Origin of the sequence: Ideonella paludis, assembly GCF_018069865.1 — a bacterium.
Taxonomy (GTDB): domain Bacteria; phylum Pseudomonadota; class Gammaproteobacteria; order Burkholderiales; family Burkholderiaceae_C; genus Ideonella; species Ideonella paludis.
Genome location: NZ_JAGQDG010000009.1, coordinates 104,085 through 116,609, shown reverse-complemented (window position 1 = coordinate 116,609; position 12,525 = coordinate 104,085). Strand labels below are relative to the sequence as shown.

General features: G+C 63.9%; 12 protein-coding genes. 6 read left to right on the top strand and 6 right to left on the bottom strand.

From position 1 onward, the window contains the following. Positions 1-714, bottom strand: a complete 714-nt coding sequence (pedB, locus tag KAK11_RS20280; RefSeq protein ID WP_210811318.1) for a lanthanide ABC transporter ATP-binding protein PedB/LutE — start codon at positions 712-714, stop codon at positions 1-3. A gap of 4 nt (positions 715-718) precedes the next feature. Next, on the bottom strand, positions 719-1,465 hold the full coding sequence (locus KAK11_RS20275; RefSeq protein WP_210811317.1) for an MBL fold metallo-hydrolase: 747 nt from the start codon (positions 1,463-1,465) through the stop codon (positions 719-721). Between the two features lie 333 nt (positions 1,466-1,798). Here KAK11_RS20275 and KAK11_RS20270 point away from each other — a divergent pair, with 333 nt between their 5' ends. Continuing rightward, positions 1,799-2,761 carry a hypothetical protein gene (locus tag KAK11_RS20270; RefSeq protein WP_210811316.1) on the top strand — a complete coding sequence of 321 codons (963 nt, stop codon included), beginning with the start codon at positions 1,799-1,801 and terminating at the stop codon, positions 2,759-2,761. Positions 2,762-2,767: 6 nt separating this feature from the next. Here the strand turns inward: KAK11_RS20270 and KAK11_RS20265 are convergent, their stop codons facing one another. Further along, the gene (locus tag KAK11_RS20265) at positions 2,768-4,888 is read right to left on the bottom strand and encodes a sigma-54-dependent Fis family transcriptional regulator (RefSeq protein ID WP_210811315.1); all 2,121 of its coding nucleotides are present in this window, start codon (positions 4,886-4,888) and stop codon (positions 2,768-2,770) included. Positions 4,889-5,167: 279 nt separating this feature from the next. Between KAK11_RS20265 and pedF the strand changes: the two genes are divergently transcribed. Continuing rightward, positions 5,168-5,650 (top strand): cytochrome c-550 PedF, encoded by a 483-nt coding sequence (pedF, locus tag KAK11_RS20260; RefSeq protein ID WP_210811314.1) that lies wholly within the window; start codon positions 5,168-5,170, stop codon positions 5,648-5,650. 39 nt (positions 5,651-5,689) lie between these two features. Further along, positions 5,690-6,544, top strand: coding sequence for a substrate-binding periplasmic protein (locus tag KAK11_RS20255; protein ID WP_210811313.1), 855 nt, complete (start codon positions 5,690-5,692; stop codon positions 6,542-6,544). Positions 6,545-6,589: 45 nt separating this feature from the next. Here the strand turns inward: KAK11_RS20255 and KAK11_RS20250 are convergent, their stop codons facing one another. Then, positions 6,590-9,124, bottom strand: a complete 2,535-nt coding sequence (locus KAK11_RS20250) for a GspE/PulE family protein (protein WP_210811312.1) — start codon at positions 9,122-9,124, stop codon at positions 6,590-6,592. Positions 9,125-9,264: 140 nt separating this feature from the next. On the opposite strand from KAK11_RS20250, the gene pcp reads away from it, so the two are divergent. Next, entirely contained in the window at positions 9,265-9,921 is a 657-nt protein-coding gene (gene pcp / locus KAK11_RS20245) for a pyroglutamyl-peptidase I (RefSeq protein WP_210811311.1), read from the top strand. A 99-nt stretch (positions 9,922-10,020) separates the two neighbouring features. After that, entirely contained in the window at positions 10,021-11,277 is a 1,257-nt protein-coding gene (locus KAK11_RS20240) for a hypothetical protein (RefSeq protein WP_210811310.1), read from the top strand. A 62-nt stretch (positions 11,278-11,339) separates the two neighbouring features. Here KAK11_RS20240 and KAK11_RS20235 read toward each other — a convergent pair whose 3' ends face one another. Both KAK11_RS20235 and KAK11_RS20230 read right to left on the bottom strand, forming a co-directional pair. Then, on the bottom strand, positions 11,340-11,540 hold the full coding sequence (locus tag KAK11_RS20235) for an anti-sigma factor family protein (protein ID WP_445666946.1): 201 nt from the start codon (positions 11,538-11,540) through the stop codon (positions 11,340-11,342). Positions 11,541-11,565: 25 nt separating this feature from the next. Beyond that, entirely contained in the window at positions 11,566-12,129 is a 564-nt protein-coding gene (locus KAK11_RS20230; protein WP_210811307.1) for a sigma-70 family RNA polymerase sigma factor, read from the bottom strand. A gap of 109 nt (positions 12,130-12,238) precedes the next feature. On the opposite strand from KAK11_RS20230, the gene KAK11_RS20225 reads away from it, so the two are divergent. Then, positions 12,239-12,520: a BufA1 family periplasmic bufferin-type metallophore gene (locus KAK11_RS20225; RefSeq protein WP_210811305.1), complete on the top strand. Its 282-nt coding sequence runs from the start codon at positions 12,239-12,241 to the stop codon at positions 12,518-12,520. The last annotated feature ends 5 nt before the right edge of the window (positions 12,521-12,525 follow it).

The window sequence follows — 12,525 nt, the reverse complement described above, 5'->3', positions numbered from 1 at the left end:
CTATTGGGTGGCGTGAATAAAGGCGGCTTCCAAGCTGGCGCCGCCGAGGGAAACTTGAACGTCGTCGGGCCGACCATCGGCCAGCAACTGACCTTTATGCAACACCACCACGCGGTCGGCGGCCTCGGCTTCTTCGACCAGGTGGGTGGCCCACAGCACCGTGGTTTGGCGGGCGGCCACGTCGGCCTTCACGGCGGCCAGCAGGTCGCGGCGGGACTTGGGGTCCAGTCCCACGGTGGGCTCGTCCATCAACAACACGGCCGGGCGGTGCAGGAGTGCGCGCACCAACTCCACCTTGCGGCGGTTGCCGCCAGAGAGTTCACGCACTGGGCGGTCTAGGTCAGCGGCCGTGCCCAAGGCCTCGCAGCCCTCTTGGATGCGTTGCTGCGCGACTTGGCGGGGCAGGCCGTGCAGGTCGGCATGGAATTGCAGGTTGCGGCGCACGCTGAGGTCCAGGTCCAGCGACATTTGCTGGAAGACCACGCCCATGTGCTTCAGGGCCTTGACTGCCTCGGTGCGCAGGGAATGCCCCGCCACCACGGCCTCGCCCGCGTCGGCCACAAACAAGCCCGTCAACACTTGGAACAAGGTGGATTTGCCCGCGCCGTTGGGCCCCAGCAAGGCCGTGAACTGGCCCGCAGGCAGGCGCAGGCTGAGCTGATTCAGCGCCGTGCGCTGGCCGTAGCGCTTGGTCAGGGTGTCGATGTGGAGCATGGTGTCAAAGGTCGATCACCATGCCATCACTGGCGCACTCAAAGCCATCCGGGCAAGCCCCGCCTTGCGCGCGCGGGGGGACGCCTAGCAGCACTTTGCGTCGGGCTTGCCAGTCGTCTTCGGGCTCATCGGCGGGCCAGGTGGTCAGGCCGTCAATCAACACGCAGTCGGCGCTGCGCATCCAGTCGAGCTCGGTATAGCCCAGGGCCACTGCGCCTGGCGCGCAGAACAGCCGCTGGCCGCTGTCGCGGTCGCGCACGGCAATGGCAATGCTGTGCCCGGCGGCGGATTGGGTTTCATGCTCGGCCAGGTAGGGCGGTGTCGGGCCCTGGGTGGCCAGCGCCGTGAACTCCAGATGCGGCAGTTGCTCAACGCGGAAGCTGGCGCATTGCGTCTCACCCGCGACTGGGATGATGTGCCAGTGCACGCCGCAGTAATGCTGCAGCACGGGCAGTACCGGCAGGCTGCGGCTCAAGGCCTCAAAGACGGCCGGGGTGGCGTAGAGGTCGATGGGGCTGCCGTCTCGCAGCGAGAGCAAGCCAGCCACATGGTCCACCTGCGCATCGGTCAACACGATGGCGCGGTGCTGAGCCTCGCACCAGCCAATGTGGTTGCTGGCGGCAGCATCGGCTTGCAGGCGGTCGGCCACATTGGCGGCCATGTTGACCAGCACCCATTGCGCGCCGGTGTCGGACAACGCCACAACACCATGACGGCTGGTGGGCGCTGTGTCTCTGGCGTTTTGGCTCATGGTTGTGCCTCTGCGCCGCGAGGTGCGTGCGGCGTGCCCTAAGGCAGCAGGGGGCGGCGGGGCGCTGGGTGCGCCTTGAAGAATCACGGCCTTCATGGGCGTTGTTCTCCCGGCGCAGGTGCGAAGATGTCGGTCAAGAGCATGAAGCGGGTGCGCTGTGCGTTGTGGCTCGATGTGAGCAATAACTGACACACAGTGCAATTCTTGTGCCGCCGGCTCAGAGGCGACTCCGAGGACGAATTGAGTGATGAGACTGAGGGTCGCCCCTCAGAAAACCTGGCGATGATCCGCCGATGTGACAGCGGCCCTGGCCAGGGCAGAGAGGAGTGTTCGATGTTGACACAGTGTCGTTGGGCCGTCGGCCTGCTGATCAGCCTGTGGCTGTGCCCAGTGTGGGCCGCGCCCTGTTCGACTGATGGCTTGGTGTGGCAGCGCTTGACCGATCAGGCGTATTGGCTGTCCGGTGAGGTGGGTGATGCCGATGCTGCCAATCGCGGCCGGGTGTCGGCCCTGATGGCGGTGCAGGTGCCCAGCGAGGGGCGGGTGTGGCTCTTGGGCAGCGGGCCGTCGCCGAAGATGGGCCAAGCCTTGGCCTGCAGCCTTGCCCAGCAAACCGGCTGGCAGGTCAGCGACATCGTCAATCCCTGGGCTCGGCCCGAGCTGGTGCTGGGCAACAGGGCTTGGCCGAGGGCTGCCCTCTGGGCTCATCAAGCCGTGGCAGAGGCCATGCACCAGCAGTGTGCCCATTGTGAGGAGCGCTTGAAGGTGCGGATGGGGGCGGCGGCCCAGGATCTGGGCGCTGACAGCGTGGTCACGGTGCCCGGTGAGCAAGGCATGGCGGGCGGCTTGGTGTCAGGCGATCACGGCGAGTTGGGGCCTTGGGTGTGGTGGAGGCTGCAGCGAACGCCTCAGCAGCCGGTGCTGGTGTGGCGGCTCAAGCGCGCTGCACTTTGGTCGGCGCCCGGCCTTTTGTGGGCGGATGGGCCGCCCGATTTGCGCGACGCCGACTTGCGCACCTTGCAAGCCAGCCTGAAGCACCTGAGCGCCTTGGTGCGTCACGATGGCAATGCCTTGACCTGGCTGCCAGAGCAGGGCTCAGCCCAAGGCCCGGCTTTGTTGGCCCAGTCTGCCGACTATCTGGACACACTGGCACGGACGATCCGCGCCAGACAAGCCGGCGGCGGCCTGGAAACCGACGCCCCTGCGCGCTGGCCCGGCCTGCCGTCCGGCTGGGCCGAGCACCCGCGCCATGCTTTGAATTGGCAGCGGGCTTGGCGGCAGATCGAGGAAGAGTAGGGTGCCTTACTTCCAGCGCAGCTTGCGGTAGATGGTGTTGCGGCTGATGCCCAAGGTCTTGGAGGCTTCGGAGATGTTGCCACCGGCCGCGTCAACCGCTTGGCGAATGGCGTCGATTTCCATGTCCTGCAAGGAGCGGGGCGCAGAGGGCTCGGTGGGCGCGGAGCCAGCCATCGCCGTCTCTGGCGGTGCAGAGTGCGGCGCAGCAACGGGCGGCACAACTGGCGCGGCTACGGGCGCAGGTGCTGCCGTTGCTTGGGCATCCGCAGTGCTGGTGGGGGCGGCAGCGGCGGCGCGCTGGGCCTCGTCCAAGAAGTCATCCGACAAGTGGTGCCGGGTGATGAGCGCATCGCCCGCAGCCATCACCGCGGCGGTGCGCAGCACATTGAAGAGCTGCCGAATATTGCCGGGCCAGGCATAGCTGCGGAAGAGCCGCAGCACGTCGTCTGCCACCTCCAGCCGCTTGCCCGGCGCCTGGCGCTCGAGGATGCGGCGCGTCAGCACCATCAAGTCATGGCGCTCTCGCAGGGCGGGCAGTTTGACGGCCAAGCCATTGAGCCGGTAATACAAGTCTTCGCGGAACTGCTTGGCGGCGATCATCTCGCGCAGATTGCGGTGGGTGGCGCAGATGATGCTGACGTCGACCGACACCGACTTGGTGCTGCCCAGCGGCGTGACCTGACGCTCCTGCAGCACGCGCAGCAGGTGGGCTTGCAACTGCAGGGGCATGTCGCCGATCTCATCCAAGAACAAGGTGCCGCCGCTGGCTTGCACGATCTTGCCCACCGAGCCCTTACGGCGCGCACCGGTGAAGGCGCCTTCTTCGTAGCCGAAGAGTTCGGCCTCGATCAAGGTCTCGGGAATGGACGCACAGTTGACCGCCACAAAGGGCTGGCGGGCGCGCTCGGAGTCTTGGTGAATGGCACGAGCCAGCAGTTCTTTGCCGGTGCCGGTTTCTCCCAAGATGAGGATGGGGATGTCCCGGTTGAGCACCCGGCGGACCTTGTCCACCACGGTATCCATGTGGCTGTCGCCGGTCTGAAGATGCCGCAGGCCGCTGGTGGCGCTCTCTGCGCTGGGTTCAGCCGCTGGGGCTGGGCGCAGCGTGGCCTCTTCAGCGGCGGAGGCTGATTGCCGCAAGGTGGAACGCGCTTCGTCGCTCGGCGTGTCGGGGTGAGACCACACGGGAAAGTTGAACTTGGCCAGCACATGAAACTGCCGGCCATCACTCATCTCAACCGGTAGCGGAACGGCCAATGGTGAGCGGAAACGGTCCACCAAGCTGCCGATGGCGGTGCCAAACAGCGAACTGAGCGAGTGCATGCGCAGGGCGGCCCCCGAGAGGCCCAACAGTTCGAGGGCGCCGCGGTTGGCGCCGACGATCTTGCCATCGGGCGAGACGGCCAAAATGCCCTCCATCAGCGTGCCGATGAACTCGACCCGGCTGTGGAAGTGCAGACGCATCACATTGCGATAGTCGTCCGTCAGCCAGTGGTTCTCGATCATGCGGGCCGACATCTTGACCAGCGCCATGGTGTGCTGGTGATAGCTGCGCTGCTCGCCTGAAACATCCAGCACGCCCAAGATATTGCCGCGTGGGTCGAGGATGGGTGCGGCCGAGCAGGTCAGGAAATTGTTGGCATGCATGAAGTGCTCTTCAGCATGCACCAGGGTCGGCACTTCGTCCATCAAGGCGGTGCCCACGGCATTCGTGCCTTTGGCGGCCTCGGACCAATTGGCCCCGGGCGCCAGGGCGACCTTGGCAGCCCGGCCCAGGAAGTCATCATCACCCGTGGAGTGCAGGATGGTGCCGGTGGCGTCCGTGAGCACCACCATGGAGTCGGTGTCCACGATCTGCTCGTAAAGCATCTCCATCACCGGCGCGGCGTGGCTGTAGAGGCGCAGATTGCGCTCCCTGGCCACGGTGAGGTCGGTGCGACCCAGGGGCGAGAAGTCGGGCCGCTCAATGCGCGACAGCCCCAAAGCAGCACAGCGTTGATGCGAATGCTCGATCGCTTCGGTGTGCGACGGCCCAAAGGGCCCGGAACGCGCCACGCTGCGACTGGTGGACTCGGTCCCACGACGTTGGCCCGCGCTGTGCGCGCCGGGCGGCAGAAAAGCTGCCATGCAGATACTCCAAGGCGCCGGCCCCAAGGGGCGACCGGCTTGTCTCCGAATTGCTCTTAAATTGAACAGGCGAACAGTACGACTGTGTCATCGTCCGGTCAAGGACCGGCTTGCGTGCCAGACCGGGACACTTTGACTAGGACTCTCCCCGATGGCCTGAAGTCTCAAACCATGCATAGACGCCCAAACTCAAAGCTGGCACATCCCTTGCAGATTTAGTGCCTGACAGCCTTCAAACCGCTCAAAACTTCGGGTTTACACCATCATTAGGAGACACAGATGATCACTTCTCGCACTTCTCTGAGCTTGGCTCGCTTGGCCTCAATGACTGTGCTGGCCCTGGCCGCAGGCGCCGCCAGTGCCCACGGTGATGTCACGCCGCAGGCTGTGGACACCAAGAGCTTGCCGCAACTCGGTGAGGCTTGGCGCGCTGAGAACCCTTACCGGGGCCACGCCGAAGCCATCAAGATTGGCACTTCGGCCTACAACCAGAACTGCGCGCGTTGCCATGGCCTGGAAGCCATCTCTGGTGGCATTGCGCCGGACTTGCGCAAGCTGGATGGGGAATGTGCCAATCTGAAGGACGCCAAGCGCAAGCAAGCCTGCGTCAATGAAATCGATGAGTTCTTCCTGACCACGGCGCGCCGGGGCCGCGTCCGCAACGGTGCCGTCTACATGCCTCCGTTTGAAGGCACCTTGTCGCAAGAAGCCATGTGGTCCATCAAGGCTTATCTGGAAACCCGCCGCGAAAAGCCGCTCTGAGATTTAATCGCCCTTCATTGTTTTCGTCTGGAGTTGCTGATGTCTCAGATTCAACGCCGTCATGTGTTGGGCGGTGGCGCTGCCCTGGCCTTGGGTGGGCTGCTGCCGGCGGCCGGTGCGCAAACGGCTTCCGGGCCGACGCCCACCTTGGACAAGCTGCGGGCGTCGGGTCGCCTGAGCGTGGCGGTCTACAACGACTTGCCGCCGTTTCATGTGGCAGGCAAAGGCATTGAGGTGGACATGGCCGAGGCCTTGGCGCAGGCCTTGGGGCTGAAGCTGTCGCTGTTGCCGTTCAATGCGGACGAAAACATGAACGACGATCTGCGCAACTTGGTGTGGCGCGGCCACTACCTGGGCTTTGGCCCCGCTGATGTGATGCTGCATGTGCCGGTGGACCGGCCTCTGATGGAGGCCAACAAGCGCGTCCAGATCTTTGCGCCCTACTACCGCGAGCGGGTCATGGTGGCGCGCAGGCTCGCAGATGTGCCTCAGATGGACTCGCTGGAGGCTTTTAAGGGCAAGAAGATCGCAGTGCCGGGGCAGACCTTGGCCGGCTGGCTGCTGATCGGGGCAGACGGCGGTGCTTACCGCGAGCAACTCGTCACCAAGCTCAAAGACGGGGTCGAAGCGGCCCAGGCGCTGCAACGCGGCGAGGTGGCGGCGGCGGCTGGCCATGCCTCTGAGTTGGAGTCGGTGTTGGCGGGCGATGATCGCTATGCCATCGAGCCGCTGCCCGTGCCCCGCATGAAAGAAGGCTGGGCGGTCGGCTGCGCCGTCAAGGCTGAAGCTGTGGACTTGGCCCAAGCCCTTCAGGCGGCCATGAATGGCCTGGCCTCGTCCGGCAAGCTGGCGGAGATCTTCGCCAAGTCGCGCGTCAAGTGGCGCCCGGTTTGAGGCGGTGAATTGAAGTGTGGCCGGGCTGTGAAGCCGGGCCACGCTTCACACATTGCTGGTGGCGCGCACTTCCTCGATCGAGGTGATGCCTTGCAGCATCTTCTCCAGGCCGTCTTGGCGCAGGGTGTGCATGCCCTCGATCATGGCCTGACGGTGCAACTCTTCGGCTCGCGAGCCGGTTTGCACCAAACGCCGCAAATTACGCGAGACCGTCAGCAGCTCATGGATGCCGGCACGCCCGCGCACGCCGGTGTGGTCGCAGTGGTCGCAGCCCGGGCTGTGGAAGGCTTGCAGTTGGCCATCTTTGCCGAAGCGCTGCAGCCAGTCCGCCAAGACGCTGTCGCGAGAGGGCGCCTCAGCATGGCCGGCCCAGGCGTGAAGGTAATCGTCCAGCCACTCCTCCACTTGCTCGCCGGTGGCGGGCTTGGAGGTCAGGCACTTGGGGCATTGGCGGCGCACCAGGCGCTGGGCCAGCACCGCCAGCAAAGAGTCCGCAAAGTTGAACGGGTCCATGCCCATGTCCAACAGCCGGGTGATGGTCTCTGCCGCGCTGTTGGTGTGCAGGGTGGAGAGCACCAAGTGGCCGGTCAGCGAAGACTCCACCGCGATGCCGGCGGTTTCACCGTCTCGAATTTCACCGACCATGATCACGTCCGGGTCGGCCCGCAAGAACGCGCGCAAGGCCTTGGCAAAGGTCCAGTCGATTTTGGGGTTGACCTGCACCTGGCGCAGCCCGGCCTGGGTGATTTCCACCGGGTCTTCGGCCGTCCAGATCTTGCGCTCAGGCGTGTTGATGTAGCTGAGCGCCGAGTGCAGCGTCGTGGTCTTGCCGGAGCCCGTGGGGCCGACGCAGAGCACCATGCCGTAAGGGCGTTCGATGGCGGCCTTCAGCTCTCGCAGATTGCGCTCTGACATGCCCAGCTTGTCCAGCGGAATGGGCTTGGCCGAGGCCAGGATACGCATCACCGCGTCTTCCAGGCCGTTGGCGGTGGGAATGGTGGCGACGCGCAGCTCAATGGGGCAGCCCGGCACAAAGCGGGCGAAATTGATCTTGCCGTCCTGAGGGCGGCGGCGCTCGGAGATGTCCAGGTCGCACATGATCTTGATCCGCGCGATCAAGGCATTGCGATAGGTGTGGGGCAGCTCCACATAAGGCTTGAGCATGCCGTCGCGCCGAAAGCGGATGCGCACCTTTTCTTTGCCTTGAACCGCCTCGATGTGGATGTCTGAGACGCCTTGCGTGTGGGCGTCCACGATCATGGTGTTGATCAGGCGCACCAAGGTGTTGTCAGCCTGCTCAATCGGCTTTTCGTCGGCCTGGTCATGGGCTGCGGCAGCGCCGGCATCGTCCAAGGAGGCCAGCAAGGTGTCGGTGACACCGCCCTCAAACCCTGAGCCCACCAAAGAAGCTTCACCCAGCATCGGTGCAGGCGTGTCCTCGAAGCCATAACGGGCATAGGTGCTGACGATGGTTCGCATCAAATCATCGGTCGCCGGCAGTACCGGCACGACCTTGCATTGCGCGATGAACTCCAACTCGTCGATGGCGTCGCGGCGCGAGGGGTCTTCGATGGCGGCGACCAGGCGGCCGGGCAAGACCTGCAGGGGCAGCACGCCCAGCCGCTTGGCGGCCGTGATGTTGACCAGCCGCAGCGCCTGGGCGTCAACGGGAAAGGCCTCCACGTCCACCACCGGATAGCCCATCTTGCGCGCCAGGGCCAAGCGCAGGTCGCTGCGCTGGATATGGCCGGCGCGCACCAACAGCTCACCCAGCGGCACGGTGCGCTGCACCTGCTGCTGCGCGAGCGCCGCGTCCAATTGCTCTTGGTTGATCAAGCCCAGCCCGATCAGCGCTTCACCGATGCGGATCATGCGCATGCGCGACTGCGCGTCCAGCGCTTCGCTCAACTGATTCGCCGACACCACCTTCTGGTTGATGAGGATGTCGCCCACTTTCTGCGCGCGTAGCTCTTTTTGCTCGGCGATTGCTTGGGCGATCTGGGCCGGTGAGGCCGTGTTCTGGCGCACCAGCAGCTCGCCCACCAATTCGCCGATGCGCGCTTGTTCGTAAGCGCCTCGCGGCAAGAAGATGCGCCGCACAGCGCCAGCGTCATCGAGCTTTTCGAACAAGAACAGGCCGAGCGGGTTTTCCACATGCCCGACGGTGCGGCCCTTGAACTCACCGCCGCCCGTCAATCGAATCTGAAAATCGACCGCGAGCCGGAAGCCTTCCAGCGCGACCGCCTTGGAGCCGCTGGCTGCGGGCCGGGGCAACAGAGGCTCGGTGAGCGTGAGCCGGCGAAAGTGGGTCATGCGCAGCGGCATGATGGATCGCGAGGGCGGCACTTGCACATGCACCACGCCGGCTTGGATGTCGAACAGCGTCATCAAGGCTTGCTGCGACTTGCCATTCATGCCTTCAATCTCGCAGGCCTGGGCGTCGCTCTGTGGTGCCGCCGCCGCGTAGTCTGCATAGGGCGGCGTGGGCCAGGCGAAGGCTTGCGGATAGGCCGGCCCTGCGGCGGCGGCCACCAACTCCTCGTCGCGCGGTACCAAAGACAATTCAGACAGATCAGACATAGGCCGACAACCCCGTGCCCAGTGCGCACCATGCCGCACTTTGAGAGCTATCTTGATGCTAGAGGCACGGGGTGCGCCCAAAAGCGAGAATCAAGCCCCAGAAAGACGGGTAGTTCCCCGCCCAGATTGCAGGAATGCACATGACCGCTCCCACCATTTTGCTCACGGGCTTTGAGCCCTTTGCCGGCGATGCCTTGAACCCCAGCGCAGCCATCGCCTTGGCCCTGGATGGCACGCAGATGGGGGCGTATCGGGTGCAGGCCCGCATCCTGCCGTGTGCATTTGGGGCTGCGCTGCACGTGCTGCAGCAGGCCCTGGACAGCACAGCGCCGGCGCTGGTGATCTGCCTTGGCCAAGCGGGCGGCCGAAGCGAGATCAGTGTGGAGCGGGTGGCCATCAATGTCGATGACGCCCGCATTCCGGATAACGCCGGGGCACAGCCGGTGGATGAGCCGGTGTTGGCCTCAGGGCCGGCAGCTTATTTCAGCAGCCTGCCGATCAAGGCGGTGGTGGCGGGCCTGCGCGACGCGGGTCTGCCGGCCAGCGTGTCTCAAACCGCCGGCACCTTTGTCTGCAACCATGTGTTCTATGGGCTGATGCACGCCTGCGCGGGCCGGCCCGGCGTGCAGGCGGGGTTCATCCATGTGCCTTGGCTGCCCGAGCAGGTGGTCCACAGGCCCGGACAGCCCAGCATGGCGCTGGCATTGCAGGTTCAGGCCATTCAGCGGGCCTTGGCGATTTGCCTGGAGTTCCGCGGCGTGGCCGATCTACGCCAAACCCAAGGGCGTTTGGACTGAGTGCCATAGGCGCCGCGTGACGCTTCCGTGAAATCAGGGATGTTGATTCGTGATGAAGTCTGCACAATCGCGCCACTCAAACCATGTAAGGAGAGGCCGATGGCCATTTTTTCGCTCACAAGGCGCTTGACGCTGTTGGTGTCCGCCAGTTTGCTTGGCGCCAGTGCCTCTGCAGCCGTGATCCAAACGGCCTATTACGTGGACGCCCACGGCCGCAATGCCAGCTATTTGGTGGACTGGAACAACACCAAGATGAAGGCTGACATCGTGGACAGTGAAGGCCGGATGTCGGGTAGCTATACCGATGATGGGACGCGTCGCATCGTGACCCTGAGCACCCCGCGAGTGCTCGATACGCCCAACGGGTATTACGACAGTTGCAACCAGGTGGTGACGGTGCGCCGCACGGAGACCCGTTATGCCTTTTTGAGGCAGTCGGGCACCGAAAGGTCGGGCACCACCGCCATCAGTGGGGACTCCAATCAGGTGGTCCTCGATGGCTGCGATGCGGGCTTGGTGCTCTCGAGCACCTCGATTGACGACGTCGTGGAGGCCCAAAGTCATTTGCGCATGACCGCACGTGCCTCGATGTCGGACACGGTGCCGGGCGCGCGCTGGGCAGGGTTTTCCGAGCTGCCTCGTGCGGACCTGCAAACGCCTGTCAACACGCTGGCGGTCGATGTGACGACGCTGGTGTCTGGGGGCAGCATGGTCTTTGCGCGAACAGGGACCTCAGTGCCTGCCGCTGTCGACAGCCAAGGCTGGCTGATGCTGAGCTTTCCGGGTTTCAGCCGTGGCTACACACGCCTGAAGACCGACACCAGCACCGGCGCTGAAACGTGGCTGATGGCCGATTTTGTCGCCGGCAAGCCTGCCTGGGTGCAAGAGATTTTGGTGACCCGCTCTCTGGTCGGCGGCACGTTCGGCACACTGACTCAGGCCGCACGGCAGTGGGACAGCGGGCTGTTCACTGACACCAACAACCCCTTCCTGATCTATTTGTACCGAGACGGCACCGGCGAGCGCATTTCGAAGGATCTGGCCGCAGGCACGGAGACGCGCGCGCCCATCGAGAGCTGGGTGTTTGACGGCGCCAATATTGTTCAAACCCGCCGGCTCAGCCCGACGTCGTCCACCCAGATGATTCGAACCTGGGAGCCGATTGGCAACAAAGGCAAGATCCGTTGGGTATTGGAGCGTGAAGTCCGGCGCGTGTTCGATGGCACTGAGTTTCCGGCCATTGCGCCGCGCGTCAATTTCTACATCGACACCGGCCGCGCCACACCGGTACCACCGCCCCTGAGCGCAGCGCCCCAGCGCAAGCCTGCCGCAGACAAGGCACGGCTGCCGCACTGAGCGCCGCGCACGTCTATGCAGGGGGTGGCCAGGTGCCACCCCTTTTTGCGTTCGCGCCGCCTTCAGTGGTCAGCGTGCTCGTCTTCGTTGCGATAGGCGCGCCAGGGCCCCATCGCGCTATTCATCACTTTGACCTGCTTGCTGAAATTGGTGCAGGCACCGCACATGGCCAGATGCAGCCGCACTTGCAGCTTTTGCACCATGCTGAGTTGCACATCATTGGCGCGTAGCAACAAGGAGGCAGACTCCCTGCACGAAAGCATAGGTTTCATGACAACTGAGAGATGTTTATGTGTTTTGGCAGGAGCTAAACCAGGTCGTCTGCAAGCATTCTCTCAAACGCATCCGCGCTCTGTGCAGCAAAACCCACAGGTTGGTCGAGGTGACGCTCAGCTCCTTACAGATCTGCTCCGTGTCGAGTTCCAACCACTCTCTCATTAAGAACACCCGGCCTTGAGCAGGCGGGAGGTGCTCCACACAGGCGTCGAGCACAGCCAAGAATTGCCGCTGCCCCATCAGCTTTTCTGGCTGGTCCGTCCACTCGCCGGGCTTGTTGCGCCAATGGCCGGATTCATCAAACAACAAGGTGTCGATGTCTTCGGCGTCGTCTTTGTCGAGGATGGTGGCTTCGCGGCTTTGGTGGCGCAGTTGATCCACCAATTTGTGTTTCAGTACCCCCACCAGCCAAGTCTTGAGCTGCGAGGTGCCAGCAAAGGCCTGCGGCTTTTCAAGAGCGGCCAGCAGCGTTTCTGAGACGGCGTCCTCCGCCCAGGCCTCGTTTCTCAGTTGGCTGCGGGCATATTTCATCAACTGCGGCCGCAGCGCTTCCACTTCTTTCGCAAAATCGACCATGACGTCGGGCTCCAAAAATCTTCATGCCGAGTGTAAGGAGAGCGACCCCAGCCCGACTCATCCTCAGCACCAGATTCGGTGCTTCCAACTCAACCTTTAGGAAATCGTGATGAATCAGCGTCAAATCGTCTCTTCTGCATTGGCTGCCGCTCTGGCTTTGGGTTTGGGTGCGGCCAGCGCGCATGCCCAAGACAAGGGCAAGGAAAAGTGCTACGGCATTGCCAAAGCCGGTGCCAATGACTGCGCCAACCTGGCGGGCACTCACTCGTGCGCCGGTCAGTCCAAGGTGGACAACGACCCGGGCGAGTGGAAGTTTGTCGCGAAGGGGACCTGCAAAGAGATGAAGGGCATGACGGCTGACGAAGCCAAAGCCAAGTCGATGAAGAAGTAAGCGCA